The organism is Streptomyces sp. NPDC049879 (assembly GCF_044461265.1).
Classification (GTDB): domain Bacteria; phylum Actinomycetota; class Actinomycetes; order Streptomycetales; family Streptomycetaceae; genus Streptomyces.
This window is the reverse complement of the sequence record NZ_JBITKT010000002.1, coordinates 612,628-634,474: the sequence shown is the minus strand read 5'-3', so window position 1 is coordinate 634,474 and position 21,847 is coordinate 612,628. Positions and strand designations below refer to the sequence as shown.

The following is a 21,847-nucleotide window of genomic DNA, read 5'->3' as shown; positions in this document are numbered from 1 at the left end:
GGACGGATGCGGATGCAGTGTAACGAGCGGGCGCCGCCGCCCGGCCGCCCGTCCAGCAGCGACCCCTGCCCGCCCGGACGCGCGGCCACACGGGACCGCGCGGGAAACGTAACGGACCTCACACGGCGGCGGGCGCCCCGCCGCGTCCGCGGGACCGGATGTGCGTCGCCCATGGCCGTCGTAATGTGCCGGTATGGGGCATTCATCCGGCGTCGAGGCGCTGGACCGCTTTCTGGTCGACGCGGTCCGCTCGACGGGTGGGCACAGCGGCGTGATCTACCTGCTCGCGCCCGGCGAGCCGGTGCTGCTGCTCGCGTCCGTCCTCGGGCTGCCCACCGCCCAGGCCGTCACCTGGTCCCGCATCAGCCTCGACACCCCCATGCTGCTGACCCAGGCCGTCCGCGACCGGCGCCTGCGCTGGCAGCACAGCCAGGAGAACCAGCAGGCGGGGCTCAGCCCTTCGATGCCCTACCCGTTCGCCATAGCGCAGACGCCGCTGATCAGCGAGGACGGCACCTGCTGGGGCGCGCTCGGCGTCATCTGGTCCCCCTCCCACCCGGCCGCCCTGTCCCCGGCGGAACGGGCGTCCCTTGAGGACGCGGCAGGCGGCGCCGCCCTCCTCCTGCGCCGCGCCGCCGACGCCGGGCACCCCATGACGGCGGGCAGGCACGCCCGCCAGGTGACGCCGCCCCGTACCCGCACGCCCAGCCACGAGGAGGCGCTCGCCGCGGCCGACTTCACCGAACGCCTCCCCGAGGGCTGCTGCGGCCTGCGGCTCGACGGCACCGTCGTCCACGCCAACAGCGCCGCCGCCCGCCTCCTCGGCACCGACCGGCCGGAGGAACTGCTCGGCGCGCCCCTGTGGGAACGCCTCGCCTGGCTCAACGACCCCGTCCACACCGACCGCTACCGCGCGTCCCTGATGAGCCGCGAGCCGAAGACGTTCCTCGTGCTGCGCCCGCCCGACCAGTCGCTGCACTTCCGGCTCTTCCCCGGCGCGTCCGGCATCAGCGTCCGCATCACCCCGAGCGACGAACGGCCCGCCGCGCCCGCGCGCGGCGAGACGGCGACCCAGGACAGCGTCCTCCAGCGCGTCACCCAGCTCGCGTCCGCGCTGACGCAGGCCATCGGCGTGCAGGACGTCGTGCGGCTGGTCGCCGACCAGGTGCTGCCCGCGTTCGACGCGCAGGGGCTCGTCGTGTACGTGACGGAGGGCGGCCGGCTGCGCGTCGCCGGCTACCGGGGGTACACCGCCGAGGCCATCGACCACTTCGACGGCACGCCGCTGGAGTCGCCGCCCAACCCGGCGGCCCAGGTGGTGCACGACCGCCGCCCGCAGTTCATGGAGTCCACCGGCGACATGCTCGCCCGCTACCCGGAGATCCCCGACGTCACCGGCAAGGCCGCCTGGGCCTTCCTGCCCCTGGTCACGACGGGCCACGCGGTCGGCTGCTTCGTCCTGTCCTACGAACGGCCGCACGCGTTCACGCGGGACGAGCGGACCGTCCTCACCTCGCTCGCCAGCCTGATCTCCCAGGCCCTCGACCGCGCCCGCCTCTTCGACGCGAAGCAGCAGCTCGCCCGCCAGCTCCAGGCCGGGCTCCTGCCCCACGAACTGCCCGCGCTGCCGGGACTCGACGTCGCCGCCCGTTACCTCCCGGCGACGCGCGGCATGGACATCGGCGGCGACTTCTACGACGTCATCCCCCTGGACAACGGGGACGTCGCCGTCGTCATCGGCGACGTGCAGGGCCACAACGTCACCGCCGCCGCCCTGATGGGCCAGGTCCGCACCGCCGTGCACGCCAGCGCGGGCGAGCCGCCCGAGGAGGTGCTCGGGCGGACCAACCGGCTGCTGACCGACCTGGACCCCGGCCTGTTCACCAGCTGCCTCTACATCCAGCTCGACGTGACGCGCTGCCGCGCCGTCGTCGCCACCGCGGGCCACCCGCCGCCGCTGCTGCGCCACCCGGACGGGCGGATCACCGTCCCCGACGTGCCGCCGGGGCCGCTGCTCGGCATCGAGGCGGGCGCGCGCTACCCGGAGGTCGAGCTGCCGATGCCGCCCGGCTCGGTGCTGCTGCTGTACACGGACGGCCTCGTGGAACGCCCCGGCCTCGACCCCGACGACGCCACCGACGCCCTCGCCCGCGACCTCGCGGCGGCCGCCGAACGGTCCGCCGGGCTCGGCGGCACGATGGACGACCTCGCCGACCGGCTGCTGCGCACCCGCCACACCGAGAACCGCGACGACGACATCGCCCTCCTCCTGCTCAGCCCGTCCGACCCCGCCGCCGCTCAGGAACCGGCGGCGGCCCGCCCGTCGTAGGCGTCGCGCGCGGCGAGGACCTCGTCCATGTGCGCCTCCGCCCAGCCCTTGACCGCGCGCACCACCGGCAGCAGCCCCTCCCCCAGCGGCGTCAGCGCGTACGCGACGCGCACCGGCACGGCGGGCGTGACCGTACGGGTGACCAGGCCGTCGCGCTCCAGGTGCCGCAGCGTCTGCGTCAGCATCTTCTGGCTGACGCTCGCGAGCCGCCGCGCCAGCTCGCTGTACCGGCAGGGGCCGTCGGCCAGCGCGACGAGCAGCAGGCTGACCCACTTGTCGGCGATGCGGTCGAGCAGCTGCCGGGTCGGGCAGGCGGCGACGAACGCGTCGTACGCGGCGGCCTCCTCGGCGCGCCGCTCGGCGGCGGTACGCGTGGGCATGGCTCTCCTTCCGGTGGCGTAGGCACTTCGAAGTGCCTGCTTCCCTCCGGAGAGTAGCTCTCCTTACGTTGTCCTCCTCCCCCGGCGACGGGCCCGTACGGGCGGCCCGCGCGGGACGGACGAGAACGGACGAGAGAGGAGCCGGTCAGCCATGCGCGCTGTCGTGTCACGGGGTTACGGCGGCCCCGGCGGGGTCGAGGTCGTGGAGGTCCCGGTGCCCGAGCCGGGTCCTGGGCAGGTCCTGATCCGCGTCGAGGCCGCGGCCGTCAACCCGGTGGACCTCGCCACCCGCGCCGGGGCGCTCGCGGAGGGCGGCCTGATGAGCCCCCGCGCGGTGACCGGCCTCGGCTGGGACGTCGCGGGGGTCGTGGCCGCGGCCGGTCCAGGGGCCGGGTTCGCGCCGGGCGACCCCGTGCTCGGCCTGCGGGACCTGCTCGACGTGCCGCTCGGCACGCACGCCGAGTACGCCGTGCTGGACGCCGCCGCCGTCGCCCGCCGCCCGGACGGCCTGCCGCCCGTCACCGCGGCGGCGCTGCCGCTCGGCGGCCTCACGGCGCTCCAGGCGCTCGGCCTCCTCGGCCTGCCCGCGGGCGGCACGCTGCTGGTGACAGGCGCGGCGGGGTCGGTCGGCGGCTTCGCGGTGGAACTGGCGGCGGCGCGCGGCCTGCGCGTCGTGGCGCTCGCGGGCGCGGGGGACGAGGTGGGGGCGCGCGCGTCCGGCGCGGAGTGGTTCGTCGCGCGCGAGGCCGCCGGTGACGACCTCGGCGCGGCCGTACGAGCGCTGGTCCCCGGCGGGGTGGACGGCGCCCTGGACGCGGCGGCGCTCGGCGTCGCGGCGCTGGCGGCCGTACGGACGCGGGGCGCGTTCACCGCCGTGCTGGGCGGCCAGCCGCTGCCGCTGCGGGGCATCCGGGTGCGGAACCAGTGGATCGCGGCGGACGGCGAGGCGCTCGCCGCGCTGGCCGGGCGCGCGGCCGCCGGGGAGCTGACGCCCCGGGTGGCCGGGACGGTGCCGCTCGCGGACGCGGCGCGCGCCTACGAGCGGCTCGCCGCCGGACGGCTGCGCGGGCGGCTCGTCCTCACACCCTGACCGTGGCCGTCAGGAGGCGCCGCCGGTGCCGCCGGCGGCCTTCAGCCCCAGCGGCGTGGCGATCTCCGCCTCCATCACGCGCCCGGCCTGCCGCTCCAGGTCGCCGTCCTCCGCGTCGCTGTCGGTGTCGAGACCGTCCAGCTCGGCCAGCGGCGTGTCGAGCCGTACGTGCGCCACCAGCGACTGGAGCGCGCGCAGGGCGCCGCTCGCGGTCGGCCCCCAGTTCGACAGGTACGAGAACTGCCACCACCACAGGCCCTCGCTGACCCGTCCCGCGTGGTAGTGGGCCATGCCGTGCCGCAGGTCGGAGATGATGTCGGCCAGGTCGTCCGAGATGCGGGACGCGACCGGCGTGCTGCGCGGCACGTACGGGTCGAAGACCTCCGAGTAGACGTCCACCGGCGCCAGCAGCGTGGCCAGCCGCTCGCGCAGCTCGTCCATGTCCGGCTCGGGACCCGTGTCCGCCTCGTACCGCTCGTCCGGGACGATGTCCTCGTGCGCGCCCAGGCGCCCGCCCGCCAGCAGCAGCTGGGAGACCTGGAGGAGCAGGTACGGCACCGCGCTGTCCGGGTCGTCGCCCTTCGCGACCTCCCCGACCGCGACGATGAAGCTCTCCACCTGGTCGGCGATCTGGACGGCGAAGCTGTCGGGCCCGGCGGCCCCTTCCGTCCCCTGCTGTCCCGGCTCGTCGTGCGTACTCGGCATCACGCGGTGGCCTCCCCTGCGGTCCCTGCGTCCGCTCCGGCTGTCCTACACATCAAGCAGCCGCCTTCCCTCGAACGCGCGGCCCAAGGTCACCTCGTCGGCATACTCCAAGTCTCCCCCGACCGGCAGCCCGCTGGCCAGCCGGGTGACGCGCAGACCCAGCGAACCGACCATCCGCGCCAGGTAGGTGGCGGTGGCCTCGCCCTCCAGGTTCGGGTCGGTGGCGAGGATCAGCTCGGTGACCGCGCCGTCGGCGAGGCGGGCCAGGAGTTCCCTGATCCGCAGGTCGCCGGGGCCGACGCCGTCGATCGGGCTGATCGCCCCGCCCAGCACGTGGTACTTGCCGCGGAACTCCCGGGTGCGCTCGATCGCCACCACGTCCTTGGGCTCCTCGACCACGCAGATCACCGCCTGGTCGCGGCGCGGGTCGAGGCAGACGCGGCAGCGTTCCTCCTGCGCGACGTTGCCGCACTCGGCGCAGAACCTGACCTTCGCCTTCACCTCGGTCAGCGCGCGGGCGAGGCGCGTCACGTCGGCCGGCTCCGACTGGAGGATGTGGAAGGCGATCCGCTGGGCGCTCTTCGGGCCGACGCCGGGCAGGCGGCCGAGCTCGTCGATGAGGTCCTGGACCACGCCTTCGTACACGGCTTGCCTCGTCTCTGTCCCGGGCTGCCCGGGGAATCCGGAAGGGGTAGGGGTGGGGTCAGAAGGGGAGGCCGGGCAGGCCGCCACCGCCGCCGAGGCCCTGCGCGAGCGGGCCGAGCTTCTCCCTGGCGAGGTCCTGCGCCGCGCTGTTCGCGTCGCGCACGGCGGCCACGACGAGGTCGGCGAGCGTCTCGGTGTCCTCGGGGTCCACGGCGCGCGGGTCGATCACCAGGGCGGTCAGCTCACCGGAGCCGGTCACCGTGGCCTTGACCAGGCCGCCGCCCGCGCTGCCCTCGACGGGCGTCTCGGCCAGCTCCTGCTGGGCCGCCGCGAGATCCTGCTGCATCTTCTGGGCCTGCTGCAGCAGCTGCTGCATATCGACCCCGCCACCACCACTGGGGAACACGGGCTCACTCCTGGCTCGTCGACGTCTCGTGCACCCCCGAGCCTACGGGCTGGGGGCGCCGCCGTGTCACTCGTGGTGGAACTCCTCGATGACCGTCGCCCCCAGCTCCCGTACGAACAGCTCCTGGCCGCTGAGCGCGGTGTCGGACAGGTCCGGGTCGTCGTCGGCCGCGATGTCGTCCTCGGCGGCGACGGGCGGCGGCGCGGCCGGCCGCGGCGGTTCCGGCGCGGGCTGGGCGGGGCGGGGCGCGGGCTCCGGCGCCGACGGGGCCCGTACGGGCTGCGGCGACGGCTGCGCGGGCGCCGGGGCGCGCGGTGGCACGGGCCCGCCGCCGCCACCGAAGCCCCCGCCCCCGCCACCGCCGCCACCGGTCACGACCGCCTCGACGCGGCACTGCGCGCCGAGGAGATCGCCCATGACCTGCCGCAGGACGTCCTCGCTGCCGCTGTTCGCGAAGCTGTCCCGCGCGCCCGCGGTCGTGAAGCCGAGCTGGAGCGTCGCCCCGTCGAAGCCGGTGACCCGCGCGTTCTGGCTGAGCAGGATCCAGCTGAACCGGCGCCGCTTCTTGACGGCCTCCAGGATCTCCGGCCACATCTGCTGCACGCGCGAGGGATCACCGCCGCCCCCGGCGGGCGGGGCGGCGGGCGGCGGCGCGGCGGGTGCGGGCGCGGGCTCGGCGGGCGCCGGGGGCGGCGCGGCGGCGCTCCGGGTGGGCCACGCGCCGGGCCGGGTGGCGGGCGCCTCCTGCACGGGCGGCGGAGGCGCGGGGTCCTGCACGACGGGCGGAGCGACCGGCGGCTGAGGCGCTACGGGCTGCGGGGGCGGCGCCACCGGCTGCTGCTGCTGGACGGGCGCGACCACCGCACCCGCCCCCGTTCCCCCGCTGCCGACACCCCGCTCCAGCCGGTCGAGCCGCGCCTGGAGCGACCGTTCGTCCCCGTACGCGGCGGGCAGGAGCACGCGCGCGCAGATCAGTTCAAGGTGGAGGCGCGGGGACGTGGCGCCGCGCATCTCGGTGAGCCCGGTGTTGACCAGGTCGGCGGCCCGGCTCAGCTCGGCGGGGCCGAGCGCCGCGGCCTGCGCCTGCATCCGCTCCCGCACGTCCGCCGGGACGTCGACGAGCCCCTTGTCCGCCGCGTCCGGCACCGCGGCGAGGATCAGCAGGTCGCGCAGCCGCTCCAGCAGGTCGGCGGCGAACCGGCGCGGGTCGTGCCCGCCCTCGATCACCCGGTCCACGACGTCGAAGACCGCCGCGCCGTCCCCCGTCCCGAAGGCCTCCACGACGGAGTCGAGCAGCGCCGCGTCGGTGTAGCCGAGCAGGGCGGTCGCCATCTCGTAGGTGACGCCCCCCTCGGCGGCGCCGGCGAGCAGCTGGTCCATCACGGACATCGAGTCACGCACCGACCCGGCGCCGGCCCGCACCACCAGCGGCAGCACGGCGTCGGCGACGGGGATCGCCTCGTGCGCGCACACCTCCGCCAGGTAGTCCTTCAGCGTGCCCGGCGGCACGAGCCGGAACGGGTAGTGGTGCGTCCGCGACCTGATCGTCCCGATGACCTTCTCGGGCTCGGTGGTGGCGAAGATGAACTTCAGGTGCTCCGGCGGCTCCTCGACCACCTTCAGCAGGGCGTTGAACCCCGCCGGGGTGACCATGTGCGCCTCGTCGATGATGTAGATCTTGTACCGGCTCGACGCGGGCCCGAAGAACGCCTTCTCCCGCAGGTCGCGCGCGTCGTCCACACCGCCGTGCGAGGCGGCGTCGATCTCGATCACGTCGATGGACCCGGGCCCGTTCCTCGCCAGGTCGCGGCACGACTGGCACTCGCCGCACGGCGTCGGCGTGGGACCCTGCTCACAGTTGAGGCAGCGCGCCAGGATGCGCGCGCTGGTCGTCTTGCCGCACCCGCGCGGACCGCTGAAGAGATACGCGTGATTGACCCTGTTGTTCCGCAGGGCCTGCTGCAGCGGGACGGTCACGTGCTCCTGCCCGATGACCTCGGCGAAGGTCTCGGGTCGGTAGCGGCGGTACAGCGCGAGGGAGGACACGTCTCCGACGATATAGGCCCCCACTGACACACAAGGGCCCCTCACGCACCCGCCAGAGCCCACCTACCCTTGCTGCCTTCCGGCCCTGGGGGAGTTCAGCGAGATAGCGCCACGTGAGGGGCTGCCCCCCACCCTACCGGATCACCACCCCCCACACCCCCTCCCCCAAGCGGTTCGCGACCACACGCCATCGTCTTGTATCGTTTGCGACGGAGGATTCGCCTAGTGGCCTAGGGCGCACGCTTGGAAAGCGTGTTGGGTTCACACCCTCACGAGTTCGAATCTCGTATCCTCCGCCAGCTCTCACCGGGCTGTACCGAAGGCCCCCGCCGCCATCCACGGCCGGGGGCCTTCGTCATGCCCGTCTCACTTCCCGTCCCGGTCCGCTCCGGATGCCCCCGGAGCGCGCCCCCTGCCGCAGGCCAAGGGCCATGGCTACGACCCGGCGCGCGCTTGCTGCGGAGCCTGGGACGCCCGCGGGAGCAGCCGTTGCACCTCCTCGACGGTGAACGGCTCGATGTCCCCTCCACCACGTGCGGGGGTCATGATGCTGATCCGCGAGCCAAGAACGCAGGCTCAGCGCGTTGTTCAGTCGAGCCACACGAGCATGGCGTCATTCGTCACTGCGGCAGCCCCGAAGAAGCGCGTCAGGCCCTCGTACCATTGACGCCCCCACTCAAGCGCCCCAGGTTCGTCCCACCGGTCGGGATACACCTCGGCCTCGGCCAGCTCAGCGGGGTCCACACCATCGAGCAGCCGGTCGTACGGGATGGCCCGGAGCGAACGGGCCGCGAGTCGGACCCGCTCCGGACGCAGGTGCCTCGGCGGCCCGTAACCCCAGTCCTCATCCTCGGCGAACGGTTCCTCACCGTGGATCACGTCCACCGGGAAGTCAGCACGCGCCAAGAGGAAGCGGAGCAGGTCCCACGTCTTGTACGTGCTGAAGCCGCGCGCGTCCTGGGCCTCTGCCACGAAGGTCCGTGCCCAGACCGGATCTCCGATCGCTCGGTCAAGCTCGGCAGCCGTGACACGCATGTACTCACCGATCATGCTCACGAGGGGAGGCTAGGCGGAGCCACTGACACGGCCGCCGCACGGGCCGTCCCGTTCCAACGCCCGTGAACGCGCCGGGACGGGGCTCACGGGACCACCAACAGACTCGGAAAGCGTGTCGGGTTCGCGCCGCCACGAATTCAAATCTCATGTCCTTCACCGGCCTCTCACCGGGCTGTGCGGAAGGCCCCGCCGCCCTCCACGGCCGGGGGTCTTCGTCGTGCCGGGCCTGTCCTCGTTCGCATGTCGTGTCGTCGGGGCGGGAGTTGTCCGATCGCCTTCGGGCGGGGGCTTGTGCGCACTACACTCGTGGCCCGCTCCGGGGGAGGCAGTATGGCCGGTACGGTGGGGCGTCCAGCGGTACCCGATGGTTCGTACGTCTGGGCCGATCCCGCCGAGGAGGCGGTCTACGGGCGGACTGTCGGGGCGTGTCTGGCCGATCCCCGGGTCGTGCGCAAGCTGGGCACGCGGCCGGGGGTGACCGCCGGTGCCGTGCGCGCCGCGATGGCGCAGGAGGCGAACACCGTCAGGGCCCTCGCCCCGTGCGCGGTGACCCACGCCGCCTACCGCGCGGCGGCGGACAAGCTGGAGAGGACGCGGGCCACCCTCGCGCGGACGAGGGCGGCGGTGGTCCTCGACGCGCGCGTGGTCGCGCTGTGGCTGATGGCGGTGCTGCTGGTGACCGGCGTCGTGTTCGTCGGTGTCAACGTCATCCAGCGTGACTGGGGAGTGGCCGCGGGGGGCGCCGCATCCGCCGGTCTCATGGTGGCGGCGATCGGCTCCGCCATCGGCAACGGCCTGTCGAGCCAGGACATCGACGACCAGCTGACCCTCCTCGAGTCGGCGCTGACCGTGAAGCCGTACGCGGTGACCGCGCGGGTCGAGCTGCGGCGCTGGGAGAACGACCTCCGGCAGAACGGCACCGCCCCCGCCGTCCTCGCCGTGATCGAGGCGCTCCTCGGGGACGACCCGCATTCGGTGCTGCTGCCCGACAGTTACGAGGGGCTGCGCGCCGCGCGCGGCGGCGACTACCTGGTGGCCGGAAGCGCGGCGCGGGATCTCGAACGCAAGATGGCGATCCTCGAAGGCGGCACGATCGCCGTCTGCGGCCCGCGCGGTTCGGGCAAGACCACACTGCTGGAGAACGCGGCCGGCGAAGGCGACTTCAGCGTGTCCGCGCACGTGCCCGCCAGTTACACCCCGCACGACTTCCTGCTGTCGCTCTTCACCGACGTCTGCGAGCGGTTCATCAGGCGGGAGGGCCACACGCCCCCCGAGTTCACCCGGCTCTCCGGGGCGGTCCGCGGGATGCGCGCGTTACGGAAGGGGCTGCGCGTCCTCCGGCGCCGCCTGTTCTTCGCGGCGGTGGCGGCGTCGCTCGTCGTCCTCGGCTCGTACGCCGCCGCCCGGTCGCTCTGGACGGGCTACGACGAGGCCGTACGCGCGCGCACCGATTCGGCGGGCGAGTGGTCCACCGGTCTGGTCGCGGACGTCTGGCAGGGCCGCGACCTGGGTGCCGGGCTGCTCATCACGCTCGCCGGGCTGTTCGTCTGGCAGGTGCGGCGGTCCGCCAGCTGGCGGCGCAGGCTGCGGATGCTGCCGGGCCTCCTGCTCAGGGCGGCGGCCCTGGGCATCGCGGTCGCGGCCGTCGTCTCGGCGTTCCTGGACACCGAACTGCAGCGGCTGACGCGGGAGCTGGGCGGCGAGGGGCCGTTCGTCGCCGTCGAGGCCGGGCTGCTGTGCGGCTTTCTGGGGCTCCTCCTCGCCGGTTACGTGCAGGGCACCCTGCGGCTCGGTGGCCGCAGCTTCCCCGCGCGGTGGGTGTTCTCCCCCGCGGCGCTGCTGTGCCTGGCCGCGTTCGTGGAGCTGTTCCGGCGAAACGACGTCGCCGTGGCGATGTTCCTCGACCGCGACAACCCGACGCGCCTGCTCTGCCTCGTCGTCGCCGCCCTGCTGCAGCGCATCGCGTCCCGGCGTCCGAGGCTGCCGGAGCCGCCGCTGGTCACACGCTGCCGCGACCAGCTGTACCACCTGAAGACTGTCCAGCTCACCTCCGCCACCGTCAGCCCGACCGCCGCGCAACTGGCCACGCTGGCGGGCACGTACACCTCGTCGCTGACCACCATCCCGCCCAACTTTCCGGCACTCGTGCGGGACTTCCGCGACATCCTCACCCGCATCGCCAAACAGGTGCGCCAGGGGGGCCACCGCACCGTGCTCGCCCTGGACGAACTGGACCGGCTCGGCTCGGACACGCAGGCGCGGGCGTTCCTCGGCGAGATCAAGGCGATCCTCGGCGTCCCGCACGTGTACTACCTGATCTCGGTCTCGGACGACGTCGGCGCCGCGTTCGTCCGGCGGGGGCTGCCGCACCGCGACACGACGGACAGCTCGCTCGACGACATCGTGCACGTCCAGCCGTGCGGCCTGGAGGAGTCCCAGGCGATCATGGAACGCCGCGCCCCCGGCCTGACCGGCCCGTACGTGACGCTCACGCACGCGCTCTCCGGCGGCATCCCGCGCGACCTGATCCGCTACGGGCGCCGCATCATGGAGATGCACGAGCGGACGGGTTCCCTGGAACTGACCGACATCTCCCGCCGGCTCGTCCTGGAGGAGCTGACCGACACCCTCGCCGGGTACCGCACGCTGCTGTCCAAGCAGCAGTGGTCGTCCGAGAACGCGAGCGTGCTGACCAGCTACCGGGAACTCATGGCCCAGCTGCGGTCCGCCTGCGTCTGCCGCACCGACTCCGTGACCCTCGCGCTGGGCAGGTTCTCCGCGCAGTCGGCGCCCGGCGCCGCCCCCGCCGCGTCGGCGCTGCCGGAGGACGCGGTGCAGCTCACGCACGAGGCGTCCGTCTACGCGTACTTCGCCCTGACGCTGCTCCAGGTCTTCAGCAGCCCCGGCTACGACCAGCGCAGCGCGCGGGCGGCGGCGTACGGGCCGGCGGGTGATGCGCGTTGCCTGGCGGAGGCGCGGCTCGAACTGGTCGTGTCCACGTACAGCGCCCGTTCGCTGATCGACGACGTGCGCCAGGCGTGGGACCTGCCCGCCGTCACGTCGCGGGGTTTGGCCGCGGTCGTTCCCGCGGCGCGGGGCGGGGTGTGTCCGTTGCATCCCGCAGGGTGATGGGGTGCGGCCTAGACTGCGGCGGTCGTGGTGTGGGTGATGTGGGAGTGGCCGGCGTGGGTGAGCTTGAGCGGGAGTTGCGGCGGCTTGATGGTGCTGCTTATGGGCGGTATCGCGGGCTGGTCGGGGAGTGGGAGTTGCCTGGTGGGTTCGCGCTGCGTGTCGTGCGGGCGCAGGCGGATCCGTATGCGCCGCCCGCGCGGGTCGCCGTTCGGGTGAGGGGGGAACGGGCGGGTTTTCCGGGCGAGTTGTGGGATTCCCCTGTGCGGCGGCGCGCGTTGGCCGGGTGGCTTGTGCGGCGTGCCGCGCGGGAGGCGGCGCGGGAGTCGGCGTTCCATGTGGACGCGGGTGGGCAGGAGGTGCTGGCGCGCAGTTCGTGCACGGTCGGCGACGACGGGTCCGTCACGTTGCGGCTCGGCGTCGCGCTGCCCGGGCCCCGGCGGCGGATCGACGGCCGCGCGGCGTGGGAGCTGCTGGGTGAGGGGCTGCCGTGGATCGCGGAGCACGCGCTGTGCCATGACGGGGAACGGGCGGCGGAGGCGGCCGGGTTCGTCGCGGCGGTGGAGGACTCGGCGGTGCTGCGCGAGCGGTTGCCGGAGCTGGGGCTTGTGGCGTTCGTCGCCGACGGGGCGCTGCTGCCGCGCCGTTCGGGGGCGGACGACCGGCCCGCGCGGCGCGGGGGGCTGGTGCCGTTCCGGGCGCCGGAGGAGCTGCGCGTGACCGTGGACCTGCCGAACGCGGGCGCCGTCACCGGCATGGGCGTCCCGGCCGGGGTGACCCTGGTCGTCGGCGGCGGGTTCCACGGCAAGTCGACGCTGCTGCGCGCGCTGGAGACCGGCGTGTGGGACCACGTGCCGGGGGACGGGCGCGAGCGCGTCGTCGCCCACCGCGACACGGTCAAGATCCGCGCCGAGGACGGCCGGAGCGTGTGCCGCGTGGACGTGCACGCCTTCGTCGACCACCTGCCGGGCGGCGCCGGCACCGCCGACTTCTCCACCCCCGACGCGTCCGGCTCCACCTCGCAGGCCGCGTCCCTGTGCGAGGCCGTGGAGACGGGCGCGCGGGTGCTGCTGATCGACGAGGACACGGCCGCGAGCAACCTCATGATCCGCGACGCGCGGATGCAGGCGCTGGTGGCGAAGGAGCGGGAGCCGCTGACGCCGCTGGTGGACTCGGTGCGGTCGCTGCACCGCGACCACGGGGTCTCGACGGTGCTGGTTATGGGCGGTTCCGGGGACTACCTCGACGTGGCCGACCGTGTGGTGATGATGGACGACTACCGGCCGTACGACGTGACCGCGCGGGCGCGGGAGGTGGCGGCCGTGCCCACCGGGCGGCGGGCGGAGGCGCTGTCGTTCCCCGGGGTGACGGCGCGCCGCCCCGAGCCGGCGTCGCTCGACGCGTCCGCGCGCGGGCGTACGCGCGTGCGCGCCCGGGGTACGGACCACCTGGTCCTCGGCGAGAACGAGGTGGACCTGCGCGCCGTCGAGCAGCTGGTGGACGGGCCGCACGTCGTCGGCGTCGGGCTGGCGGTCGAACTGCTGGTGCGGCGCGGCCACTTGGACGGGCAGCGCACCCTGGCCGAGGCCCTCGACCTCCTCGACCGCGACCTGGCGGGCCCCGGCGGCGTCGCGGCGCTGCTCGGCGTGCACGACGACGACTTCGCCGTCCCGCGCCGCCACGAGGTCGCGGCGGCGCTCAACCGCGTACGCGCGCTGCGGGTGCGCCGCTGACGGGGACGGCCGGAACGGGTCGCGGGAACGGGCGGGTTCGGCCATGGTGCGGCGGGCACTCGCGGCGGCGGGGGCGTACCGGCGAGCATGGAGCGGCATGCGTGGGAGTCGGCGCGGGAGGACGCGTGGCCAAGCAGCTCAAGTGCGGTTCGACCAGGACGAAGACCGGGAAGCCCTGCGGCAATCCTGCGATGATCGGCTATTCGCGCTGCCAGAAGCACCGGGGCGAGTGGCGGCTGCCCCAGAAGAGGAAGACCAAGAAGCGCTGATCGCCCGGACCGACGGTGATCGCGCACGCGCCGGCGCCCCGCTCAGCGGCGTGACCCGCGCGCCGGGCCCGCCTCCGCGCGCGGGAGCGGGACGGGCGGTGTGGCCGAACGCCGTGCCGCGCGTGCGCGGTACAGCAGCGCGGCGCCCGCCACGGCCAGTGGCCAGAGGAGGTAGACGCCGGACATCGCCACCATCACCACCATCAGGAGCACCGCCCCCGACGCCGCGACCGCCGCGCGGTGGCCCGCCGTACGGCGTGGCAGCAGGCGCAGCGCCGCGGCGACGCCGACCGCGTACACCGTCACGAACGAGCCCGTCGTCAGCAGGACGAGCCGGTCCGTGCCGACCCCCGTCGCCAGCACCGTCGTCAGCGCGACGGTGCCGAGCCCGGCCACCAGGCCGAGGCCGCGGCGCGGGATCTCCCCGGCCGCGCTGCCGCGCGCCAGCCAGGGCGGCAGGGCGCCGTCGCGGCCGAGGGCGGCGGCGAGGTTGGCGGCACCGGCGTAGTACGCGTTCATCGTGCCGGTGGTGAGGAGGACGGCCGCGGCGGCGGCCGGGAAGCGGGCGTCGGTGCCCATCGCGCGGGCCATCAGCTCGCCGAGCGGCGCCTCCGTCTCCCCGGCGGCCGGGCCCAGGACCGCGACCACGGCGAACGCCACCAGCAGGTACAGCGCCCCGACGACCACCACCGCCGCCCCCGCCGCCCGCGGCAGGTCGCGTTCCGGCCGCCGGAACTCCCCCGCCAGGTGCGTGATCGCCTCCCAGCCCGCGAAGCTCCACACCAGCAGCGCCGCCGCCGGACCGACGGCCGTCCAGCCGTGCGGGGCGAACGGTTCGAGGTGCGCGGCCCGCGCGTCCGGCAGCGACAGGGCGACGGCGCTCAGCAGCAGGACGGCGAGGACGGCGGCCAGGACGGTCTGGAGGCGGCCGGTCACCTTGAGGCCCGCCGCGTTGGCGGCCGTCACGCCTGCCATGAGGACGAGCGCGGTGACGGCCGTCGTCGCCGTCCCGCCGCCGAGCGCCGCCGCGACGTACGCGCCCCCGAACAGCGCCGCCGCCGCGGCGCCCGGCGGCACCGCGAGCAGGAAGCACCAGCCGACGACGGCGAACGCCCGTTCCCCGAACGCGTGCCGCGCGTACGTCGCGACGCCGCCCGCGTCCGGGTGCCGCGCCCCGAGCGCGGCGAACGTCGCGGCCAGCGGCGCCGACAGCACGACGAGCCCGAGCCACGCGAGCAGCGACGCCGGGCCCGCGGCCTCGGCGGCCAGCGAGGGGAGGGCGATGACGCCGGTGCCGAGGACGGCGCCGATGTAGAGGGCGGTGCCCTGGAGGGCGGAGAGGTGGCCGTGGGCGGGTGTGGTCATGGGCGCCAGCGTCGCGGGGGCGGCGGGCGGGCGACAGAGGCGGTTTCGCCGTACTCCGCTAAATTACCGCCATGGACCGTCATGTCGTCGCGCTGGCCGTGACCGAGGGTGCCCCGATCTTCGAACTGGCCGTGCCCTGCGAGGTGTTCGGCCTCCAGCGCCCGGACCTCGCGGACCCGTGGTACGAGCTGCGGATGTGCGGCGACGGCGCGGCGTCCGTACCCGTCGCGGCGGGGCTGCGCGCCGACACGCCCCTGCCGTGGGCGGCGCTCGCCGACGCGGACACGGTCCTCGTCCCGGCGTGCTCGCGCCCCGTGCAGCTCGACTCGCCCCCGGCGCTGCTGGCGGCGCTGCGCGCGGCGCACGAACGCGGCCGCCGCATCGTCTCGCTGTGCGCGGGCGCCTACCTGCTGGCCGCCGCCGGCATCCTCGACGGCCACGACGCGACCACCCACTGGGTGAACGCCCCCGACTTCGCCGTCCGCTTCCCCGCCGTGAACGTACGCGCCGCCGCCCTGTGGACGCGCGCGGGCCGCCTCTACACCTCGGCGGGCACGGGCGCCGCCATCGACCTGTGCCTGCACCTCGTCCGCGAGGACCACGGCGCGGCGGTGGCGAACGAGGTGGCGCGGCGCATGGTCGTCCCGCCGCACCGCGAGGGCGGGCAGGCACAGTACGCGCGCCCCGCCGCCGCGCCCGCGCCGGAGGACGACCTGGCACCCGTCCTCCACTGGACCCTGGAACACCTCCACGAGCCCCTGACCGTCCGCGCCATGGCCCGCGTCGCCCACCTCAGCGAACGGACCTTCGCCCGCCGCTTCCGCGACCGCCTCGGCACGACACCGCTCCAATGGCTGCTCCAGCAGCGCGTGCGCCACGCACAGGAACTGCTGGAGACGACGGACGCCCCGATCGAGGCCATCGCCCACTACAGCGGCTTCGGCACCTCGGCGAACCTGCGCCACCACTTCACCCGCACGACAACCATCTCCCCCCAGACCTACCGCCAGGTCTTCCGCGACAGGACCCGCGCGGGGGCGTAGCGGCGGTGCGCTCGGCCCGGACGGCACGAGAGTGGGTAGCTTGGGCTGATTCGTGGCGATTCTTGGAGGTCTGGGCGACGTGCGATGGGTGTTCGGGGATCAGTTGGGGGAGTGGTTTCTTGAAGGGGTGGGGGGTGATGAGCCGGTTTTGATGGTGGAGGCGCGGGGGGTTTTGGGGAGGCGGCGGTTTCATCGTGCGAAGGCGCATCTTGTGCTGTCGGCGATGCGGCACCGTGCGGCCGAGTTGGGGGAGCGCGTGCGGTATGTGCGGGCCGACACGTATCGGCAGGGGGTGCGGAAAGGGGCGGGGAAGGATGCTGTGACGGTGTGCCAGCCGACGTCGCGTAAGGCGCTGGCGTTCGTCGAGGGGCTTGAGCAGGTGGAGGTGCTGCCTGCGCGGGGGTGGCTCGTGTCGCGTGAGCGGTTCGGGGAGTGGGCCGGTGAGCACAGTGTCGGGGGTGCGCGGCTTGAGGACTTCTATCGGTGGGTGCGGCGCGAGCACGGGCTGCTGATGGATGGTGACGACCCAGCGGGCGGCACGTGGAATCTCGACCAGGAGAACCGGCAGCCACCGCCGCGTGACCAGGAGACGCTGGAGGAGGGGAAGGTCTGGGCGCCGGAGGAGGACGAGATCGATGCCGAGGTGCGGCACGATCTCGACCGGTGGGAGAGCAAGGGGCTTGTCGCGTTCACCGGGCTGGACGGGCCGCGGCGCTTCCCCGCCACGCGGGAAGAGGCGCGGGCGGCGCTGCGGCACTTCGTGCGGCACCGGCTGGCGGACTTCGGGCCGTACGAGGACGCGATGATGGCGGCGGACGGCGTGCTGAGCCACAGCCGTCTGTCGGCCGCGCTGAACCTCGGGCTGCTGCACCCGGCCGAGTGCGTCGCCGAGGTCGAACGGGCCTGGCGCGACGGGCACGTGCCGCTGAGCAGCGCGGAGGGTTACGTGCGGCAGGTCGCCGGGTGGCGTGAGTACACGTGGCAGCTGTACTGGCACTTCGGCGAGGACTACCGGCGCGGCAACGCGCTGGGCCACACGGAGCCGCTGCCCCGGTGGTTCGAGGAGCTGGACGCCGACGCGGTGACGGCGCGCTGCCTGTCCACGGTGCTGGCGCAGGTGCGGGACACGGGGTGGACGCACCACATTCCGCGCCTGATGGTGCTGGGCAGCAGGGCGTTGCAGGACGGGTGGGACCCGGCGGCGCTGATGGAGTGGTTCCACCGGTCGTTCGTGGACGGCTACGACTGGGTGATGCTGCCGAACGTCCTGGGCATGTCGCAGTACGCGGACGACGGGCAGATGGCGACGAAGCCGTACACGTCGGCCGGCGCGTACATCAACCGTATGAGCGACTTCTGCGGCGGCTGCGCGTACCGGCCGGGTGATCACGCGGGTGACCGGGCGTGTCCTTACACCGTCGGATATTGGGCGTTCCTCGACCGGCACCGTGACCATTTCGCCCACCACTACCGCATGGCGCGGACCGTGAAGAACCTCGACCGTCTCTCCGACCTCGACGCGCTGCGTGAGCAGGCCGCCGGGCGCGGCGCGTCGCCGCCCTGAGCCGGTGCGGGGAGGATACTGGCGCCCATGAACGTTCGCCTGCTGCGCGCCGTCGGCGCCGCGACCGCCGTGTACGGGGTGGCGGTCGCGGCCCGCCCCGGTCTGCTGGGTGTCCCCTCAGGGCTGGGCAACGGGGAACCGGTACGCGTCGCCCTGCGCCCGGTGGGTCTGCGCGACGCCGCCAGCGGTGCGGCGCTGCTACTGGCCCCCCGCGGCCCGGCGCTCGTGACTGCCGCCGCCGTACGCATCGCCTCGGACATGGGGGACGCCGCACTGCTCGGCCGCACCCTCCCCAGCCGCTCCAAGCGCCGGAAGGCGGTCGCCGTATCGGTGGGCTGGGGCGCGCTCTCTGTGGCCGGTCTGCTGTGGCCCGGACGCAGGGACCCCGGCGCGTGACCGACACCCCCTCCATACCCGGCGGCGAACCCCCCTGCATGACACCCGAGCTGCTGCACGCCCCCACTCCCCCGCAGATCCTGCTCGCCGCCGGTACCCCGCTGGACGACGAGGCGTTCGCCGCCGCCGTCCTGGGCCTCCCCGCCGCGCCCGCCGCCCTCCGCGACGGCGAGGACCTCGGCCGCTGGGTCACCCGCCACCGCGCCGCCCTCGACGCCTGGCGGACGATGTGGCGCGACATCCTGCGCGCCCACCCCCAGCGGCACCGCACCGTCCTCGCCCTCACCGACGGCACGCCCGCCCGCCCCGTCGTCCGCGACCTGCTCCTCGGCGACCTCCCCTGGGACGTCGCGCCGGAGCTGCTCGCCGAGCTGGCCGCCGAGGACCTCGCCCGCTTCGACGGCGCCCTGCTCGCCGCCCGCGTCTGCCGCCTGCTCTGCGTCGGGCGGACGCCGGGGGACGTACGGGCCGAGGTCGCCGGAGAGCTGAACGCGCTGCCGCCGGACGCCCGTTCCGCCGCCGAGGCCTGGCTCGGCACGCTCGGCGCGGCCCCCGAGCGCGGCGTCAACGCGGCGGCGGACTGGGCCGTGCGCGCCGCCACCGGCCGGTGGCGGGCCCTGCTCGACCCGGCCGCGACGGCGGGCGACCGCCCCTGGCGGGCGGCACCGGCGGACGTACGGGCGCTGGCGGAACGGTTCGCCGCCGTCGCGGCCCGCGCCCTGGACACGTGGCAGCCCCCGCCGGGACGCGGCGGGAAACCGCGGCCCGACTGGCTGCGCGCCCACCCGCCGCTCCCGCCCGGCACCTGACACACGGCGTATGGACCGGTCGGCCCGGCGCGCTTTGGCCCTGTCCGCCGGGCCATGGCCGCGCCACGCTGGGAGGACCTTGATCCTCGGAGGTTCCCCCTTGAGTACCGCGTTCCTGCTGACCACCCTCGCCATGGTGGTCACCCCCGGCACCGGAGTGGTGTACACCCTGGCCGCCGGACTGTCCCACGGCCGCTGGGCGAGCGTCGCTGCCGCGCTCGGCTGCACCCTCGGCATCGTGCCGCATCTGCTGGCGACGGTCACCGGCCTCGCCGCGCTGCTGCACACCAGCGCCGTCGCCTACGACGCGGTGAAGTACCTCGGTGTCGGCTACCTGCTGTACATGGCGTGGGCGACGCTGCGCGACAAGGAGTCGCTGTCGGCCGAGGGGGCGGCGGCCGCGCCGCGGTCGGCGGCCCGCGTGATCGTCTCGGCGGTGCTGATCAACCTCCTCAACCCGAAGCTCACGCTCTTCTTCGTCGCGTTCCTCCCCCAGTTCGTGCCCGCCGGGGAGTCCGGCTCCGTCGGCGCGCTGCTGCGGCTCGGCGCCGTCTTCATGGCGCTGACGTTCGTCGTCTTCGCCGCGTACGGGATGGGCGCCGCCGCCGTACGGCACCGCGTGCTGGCCAGGCCGCGGGTGATGACCGGGATCCGCCGCGGGTTCGCCGCGTCCTTCGTGGGCCTGAGCGCGTGGCTGGCGGTGGCGTGATGCGCTTCCGGCACGCGGACGCGATCCGCTCCGACCACCCCGAACTGACCGCCGGCGCGCTGTGGGCCACCGGCGTGGACGCCGCCGCCGACGTCGGCCCGCGCGTCGCCGCGTACACGGCACGCGCCACGGCCCGGCTGGCCGGTGCGACCGAGGGCGAGTTCCCCGAAGTGCTGGCCTGGCGGCGGGCGTTCTCCCGGATGGGGCTCAAGCCGACGCAGTACCGCTGCGCCTCCGAGTCGCTGCTGCGGCGGCTGCGGAAGACGGGGGAGCTGCCGCGCATCCATCCGGTGGTCGACCTGTGCAACGCGGTCTCCGTCGCCTACGCGGTGCCGGTGGCCGTCCTCGACGTGGACCGCATCACCTGGCCGCTGCTGGAGGTGCGCCACGCGCGGGGCGACGAGCGGTACACGACCTTCGGCGGCGACACCGAGCACCCGCAGCCGGGCGAGGTCACGTTCGCCGACTCCGGCGGACGCGCGCACGCCCGCCGCTGGACCAACCGGCAGAGCGGCCACTCGGCGGTCGGCGCCCGCACCGGACGCATTCTGGTGGTGACGGAGGCCATGCACGACGGCGGGGCGGACGTCGTGCCCGAGCTGCTGAAGACGCTGGCCGGGGAGCTGTCCGCGCACTGGCCGACCACCCCCGCGGCGGCCGTGCTCACCGCGGCCGACCCGGAGTTCGCCTTCGACGCGTGAGTGCCGGGCACCGGGCGCGGGGGCGAAAGGAGTTGGAGCCCGCCCCCTCGCCCGGTTAGCCTGTCCCGCATGTGCCCTTGTCAGATCTACGGCTGAACGGACCGGCGCGGCCCCGCCGCCGCCCCACCCCCGCGCCCGAACACCCCCGTCCCACGGGGAGCCGGTGCGCGCGGTCCGTCCTGCACGCACACGATCCGACAAGCGAGTCACCATGCCACGCACCACCACGACCACACGCCGCCGCGCCCACATCGCGATGGGCGGCGTCCCGGCCGTCAGCCACACCCTCCCCAGCCTCGAAGTCATCCGTGAACTGGTCGCGCGCGGCCACCGGGTGACGTACGCGAACGACCCCCGCGTCGCCGACCTGATCACCCCCACCGGCGCCGAGCCGGTCACCTACACCTCCACCCTCCCCGTCGACGACCACGACTGGCCGGACGACCCGATCGCCGCCATGGACGTCTTCCTGGACGACGGCATCCAGGCACTCCCGCAGCTCCGCGCGTTCTACGACCGCGATCCGGCCGACCTCTACCTCTACGACATCGGCCTCCTGGCCACCCGCGCCCTCGCCGAGTCCCAGGGCCGCCCCAACCTCCAGCTGTCGCCGACGTACGTCGCGTGGGACGGCTACGAGGAGGAGGTCGGCGCGCACCTGTGGAGTCTGCCGGGGGCGGACGCGTTCCACGCCAAGTACGCGCGCTGGCTCGCCGGGAGCGGCGCGGTCACGACGGACGTGGACGCGTTCATGGGCCGCCCCGCGCGGGGCCTCGCGCTGATCCCGCGCGCCATGCAGCCGAACGCGGAGCGCGTGGACGAGGCGCGGACCACGTTCGTCGGCCCCTGCTTCGGGCCGCGCGCCGACCAGGGCGGCTGGACGCGCCCGGCCGGGGACGCGAAGGTGCTGCTCGTCTCGCTCGGGACGGCGTTCACGCGACGGCCGGAGTTCTACCGGCAGTGCGTGGCGGCGTTCGGCGGGCTGCCCGGCTGGCACGTCGTGCTCCAGATCGGCAGGCACACCGACCCGGCCGAACTCGGCGACCTGCCGTCGAACGTCGAGGTGCACCCCTGGGTGCCGCAGCTCGCGATCCTGCGGCAGGCCGACGCGTTCGTCACGCACGCCGGGATGGGCGGCAGCAGCGAGGGACTGTACGCGGGGGTGCCGATGATCGCGGTGCCGCAGGCCGTCGACCAGTTCACCAACGCCGACCGGCTCGTCGAACTCGGCGTGGCCCGCCGCCTCGACACCGCCGACGCCACGGCCGACGCGCTGCGCGGGGCGCTCCTCGCGCTGACCGGCGACCCCGAAGTGGCGCGCCGCTCCGCCGAGTTGCGCGCGGCGGCGCGGGCCGAGGGCGGCACGGCGCGGGCGGCCGACCTCATCGAGGCGATGCTCCCAGACGGCCAGGGCGGCCAGGGCCCGGCGCGCGGCTGAAACCGGACGCCGCGGGCCGGTGCGGCCTTGTCGC

The 21,847-nt window shown here is 74.8% G+C and carries 19 protein-coding genes, 1 tRNA gene and 1 other RNA gene; 13 read left to right on the top strand and 8 right to left on the bottom strand.

Features of this window, described 5'->3' with window-relative positions:
- Positions 1 to 193: 193 nt before the first annotated feature.
- On the top strand, positions 194 to 2,329 hold the full coding sequence (locus ACIBPC_RS09970; RefSeq protein WP_398842532.1) for a SpoIIE family protein phosphatase: 2,136 nt from the start codon (positions 194 to 196) through the stop codon (positions 2,327 to 2,329).
- Here the strand turns inward: ACIBPC_RS09970 and ACIBPC_RS09965 are convergent.
- Positions 2,299 to 2,709, bottom strand: coding sequence for a helix-turn-helix domain-containing protein (locus ACIBPC_RS09965; protein ID WP_362965081.1), 411 nt, complete (start codon positions 2,707 to 2,709; stop codon positions 2,299 to 2,301). The two genes, ACIBPC_RS09970 and ACIBPC_RS09965, sit on opposite strands and share 31 nt — an antisense overlap.
- 151 nt (positions 2,710 to 2,860) lie before the next feature.
- On the opposite strand from ACIBPC_RS09965, the gene ACIBPC_RS09960 reads away from it, so the two are divergent.
- Positions 2,861 to 3,799 carry an alcohol dehydrogenase catalytic domain-containing protein gene (locus tag ACIBPC_RS09960; protein WP_398842529.1) on the top strand — a complete coding sequence of 313 codons (939 nt, stop codon included), beginning with the start codon at positions 2,861 to 2,863 and terminating at the stop codon, positions 3,797 to 3,799.
- Positions 3,800 to 3,808: 9 nt separating this feature from the next.
- Here ACIBPC_RS09960 and ACIBPC_RS09955 read toward each other — a convergent pair whose 3' ends face one another.
- The 5 genes from ACIBPC_RS09955 to ffs form a co-directional block, all read right to left on the bottom strand.
- On the bottom strand, positions 3,809 to 4,504 hold the full coding sequence (locus ACIBPC_RS09955) for a DUF5063 domain-containing protein (RefSeq protein WP_362965085.1): 696 nt from the start codon (positions 4,502 to 4,504) through the stop codon (positions 3,809 to 3,811).
- A 45-nt stretch (positions 4,505 to 4,549) separates the two neighbouring features.
- Positions 4,550 to 5,149, bottom strand: coding sequence for a recombination mediator RecR (recR, locus tag ACIBPC_RS09950; protein WP_362965087.1), 600 nt, complete (start codon positions 5,147 to 5,149; stop codon positions 4,550 to 4,552).
- A 58-nt stretch (positions 5,150 to 5,207) separates the two neighbouring features.
- Positions 5,208 to 5,525 (bottom strand): YbaB/EbfC family nucleoid-associated protein, encoded by a 318-nt coding sequence (locus tag ACIBPC_RS09945; RefSeq protein WP_398842526.1) that lies wholly within the window; start codon positions 5,523 to 5,525, stop codon positions 5,208 to 5,210.
- Positions 5,526 to 5,621: 96 nt separating this feature from the next.
- Positions 5,622 to 7,601, bottom strand: a complete 1,980-nt coding sequence (locus ACIBPC_RS09940) for a DNA polymerase III subunit gamma and tau (protein WP_398842523.1) — start codon at positions 7,599 to 7,601, stop codon at positions 5,622 to 5,624.
- A 29-nt stretch (positions 7,602 to 7,630) separates the two neighbouring features.
- Positions 7,631 to 7,727: signal recognition particle sRNA small type (gene ffs, locus ACIBPC_RS09935), an RNA gene on the bottom strand.
- Between the two features lie 85 nt (positions 7,728 to 7,812).
- Here ffs and ACIBPC_RS09930 point away from each other — a divergent pair.
- Positions 7,813 to 7,900, top strand: a tRNA-Ser gene (locus tag ACIBPC_RS09930).
- 289 nt (positions 7,901 to 8,189) lie between these two features.
- Here ACIBPC_RS09930 and ACIBPC_RS09925 read toward each other — a convergent pair.
- Positions 8,190 to 8,651 carry a YfbM family protein gene (locus ACIBPC_RS09925; RefSeq protein ID WP_398843032.1) on the bottom strand — a complete coding sequence of 154 codons (462 nt, stop codon included), beginning with the start codon at positions 8,649 to 8,651 and terminating at the stop codon, positions 8,190 to 8,192.
- A 336-nt stretch (positions 8,652 to 8,987) separates the two neighbouring features.
- Between ACIBPC_RS09925 and ACIBPC_RS09920 the strand changes: the two genes are divergently transcribed.
- The 3 genes from ACIBPC_RS09920 (at position 8,988) to ACIBPC_RS09910 (ending at position 13,788) form a co-directional block, all read left to right on the top strand.
- A complete protein-coding gene (locus tag ACIBPC_RS09920) occupies positions 8,988 to 11,786 on the top strand; it encodes a hypothetical protein (protein ID WP_398842521.1) in 2,799 nt (932 codons plus the stop codon).
- A 32-nt stretch (positions 11,787 to 11,818) separates the two neighbouring features.
- Positions 11,819 to 13,519: a P-loop domain-containing protein gene (locus ACIBPC_RS09915; protein ID WP_398842518.1), complete on the top strand. Its 1,701-nt coding sequence runs from the start codon at positions 11,819 to 11,821 to the stop codon at positions 13,517 to 13,519.
- Between the two features lie 125 nt (positions 13,520 to 13,644).
- Entirely contained in the window at positions 13,645 to 13,788 is a 144-nt protein-coding gene (locus ACIBPC_RS09910) for a hypothetical protein (RefSeq protein WP_398842515.1), read from the top strand.
- Between the two features lie 42 nt (positions 13,789 to 13,830).
- Here the strand turns inward: ACIBPC_RS09910 and ACIBPC_RS09905 are convergent, their stop codons facing one another.
- The gene (locus ACIBPC_RS09905) at positions 13,831 to 15,153 is read right to left on the bottom strand and encodes an APC family permease (RefSeq protein WP_398842512.1); all 1,323 of its coding nucleotides are present in this window, start codon (positions 15,151 to 15,153) and stop codon (positions 13,831 to 13,833) included.
- Positions 15,154 to 15,224: 71 nt separating this feature from the next.
- On the opposite strand from ACIBPC_RS09905, the gene ACIBPC_RS09900 reads away from it, so the two are divergent.
- The 7 genes from ACIBPC_RS09900 (at position 15,225) to ACIBPC_RS09870 (ending at position 21,813) form a co-directional block, all read left to right on the top strand.
- Complete coding sequence (locus ACIBPC_RS09900; protein ID WP_398842509.1) at positions 15,225 to 16,196, top strand: GlxA family transcriptional regulator; 972 nt, start codon at positions 15,225 to 15,227, stop codon at positions 16,194 to 16,196.
- Between the two features lie 79 nt (positions 16,197 to 16,275).
- Positions 16,276 to 17,760: a cryptochrome/photolyase family protein gene (locus ACIBPC_RS09895; RefSeq protein ID WP_398842506.1), complete on the top strand. Its 1,485-nt coding sequence runs from the start codon at positions 16,276 to 16,278 to the stop codon at positions 17,758 to 17,760.
- 27 nt (positions 17,761 to 17,787) lie between these two features.
- Positions 17,788 to 18,156 carry a hypothetical protein gene (locus ACIBPC_RS09890; RefSeq protein ID WP_398842504.1) on the top strand — a complete coding sequence of 123 codons (369 nt, stop codon included), beginning with the start codon at positions 17,788 to 17,790 and terminating at the stop codon, positions 18,154 to 18,156.
- Positions 18,153 to 18,965 (top strand): hypothetical protein, encoded by an 813-nt coding sequence (locus tag ACIBPC_RS09885; RefSeq protein WP_398842501.1) that lies wholly within the window; start codon positions 18,153 to 18,155, stop codon positions 18,963 to 18,965. Before ACIBPC_RS09890 ends, ACIBPC_RS09885 begins: the two co-directional genes overlap by 4 nt.
- A gap of 100 nt (positions 18,966 to 19,065) precedes the next feature.
- Complete coding sequence (locus ACIBPC_RS09880) at positions 19,066 to 19,674, top strand: LysE family translocator (protein WP_362963891.1); 609 nt, start codon at positions 19,066 to 19,068, stop codon at positions 19,672 to 19,674.
- Positions 19,674 to 20,375, top strand: coding sequence for a B3/4 domain-containing protein (locus tag ACIBPC_RS09875; RefSeq protein WP_398842497.1), 702 nt, complete (start codon positions 19,674 to 19,676; stop codon positions 20,373 to 20,375). Before ACIBPC_RS09880 ends, ACIBPC_RS09875 begins: the two co-directional genes overlap by 1 nt.
- A gap of 211 nt (positions 20,376 to 20,586) precedes the next feature.
- Positions 20,587 to 21,813, top strand: coding sequence for a macrolide family glycosyltransferase (locus tag ACIBPC_RS09870; protein ID WP_398842494.1), 1,227 nt, complete (start codon positions 20,587 to 20,589; stop codon positions 21,811 to 21,813).
- Positions 21,814 to 21,847: the final 34 nt, after the last annotated feature.

Coding starts and splice junctions, on each gene's coding strand:
- ACIBPC_RS09970 (WP_398842532.1), top strand. CDS start 194: ATGGGGCATTCATCCGGCGTCGAGGCGCTGGACCGCTTTCTGGTCGAC.
- ACIBPC_RS09965 (WP_362965081.1), bottom strand. CDS start 2,709: ATGCCCACGCGTACCGCCGCCGAGCGGCGCGCCGAGGAGGCCGCCGCG.
- ACIBPC_RS09960 (WP_398842529.1), top strand. CDS start 2,861: ATGCGCGCTGTCGTGTCACGGGGTTACGGCGGCCCCGGCGGGGTCGAG.
- ACIBPC_RS09955 (WP_362965085.1), bottom strand. CDS start 4,504: ATGCCGAGTACGCACGACGAGCCGGGACAGCAGGGGACGGAAGGGGCC.
- ACIBPC_RS09945 (WP_398842526.1), bottom strand. CDS start 5,525: ATGCAGCAGCTGCTGCAGCAGGCCCAGAAGATGCAGCAGGATCTCGCG.
- ACIBPC_RS09925 (WP_398843032.1), bottom strand. CDS start 8,651: ATGATCGGTGAGTACATGCGTGTCACGGCTGCCGAGCTTGACCGAGCG.
- ACIBPC_RS09920 (WP_398842521.1), top strand. CDS start 8,988: ATGGCCGGTACGGTGGGGCGTCCAGCGGTACCCGATGGTTCGTACGTC.
- ACIBPC_RS09905 (WP_398842512.1), bottom strand. CDS start 15,153: ATGACCACACCCGCCCACGGCCACCTCTCCGCCCTCCAGGGCACCGCC.
- ACIBPC_RS09900 (WP_398842509.1), top strand. CDS start 15,225: ATGGACCGTCATGTCGTCGCGCTGGCCGTGACCGAGGGTGCCCCGATC.
- ACIBPC_RS09890 (WP_398842504.1), top strand. CDS start 17,788: ATGAACGTTCGCCTGCTGCGCGCCGTCGGCGCCGCGACCGCCGTGTAC.
- ACIBPC_RS09875 (WP_398842497.1), top strand. CDS start 19,674: ATGCGCTTCCGGCACGCGGACGCGATCCGCTCCGACCACCCCGAACTG.
- ACIBPC_RS09870 (WP_398842494.1), top strand. CDS start 20,587: ATGCCACGCACCACCACGACCACACGCCGCCGCGCCCACATCGCGATG.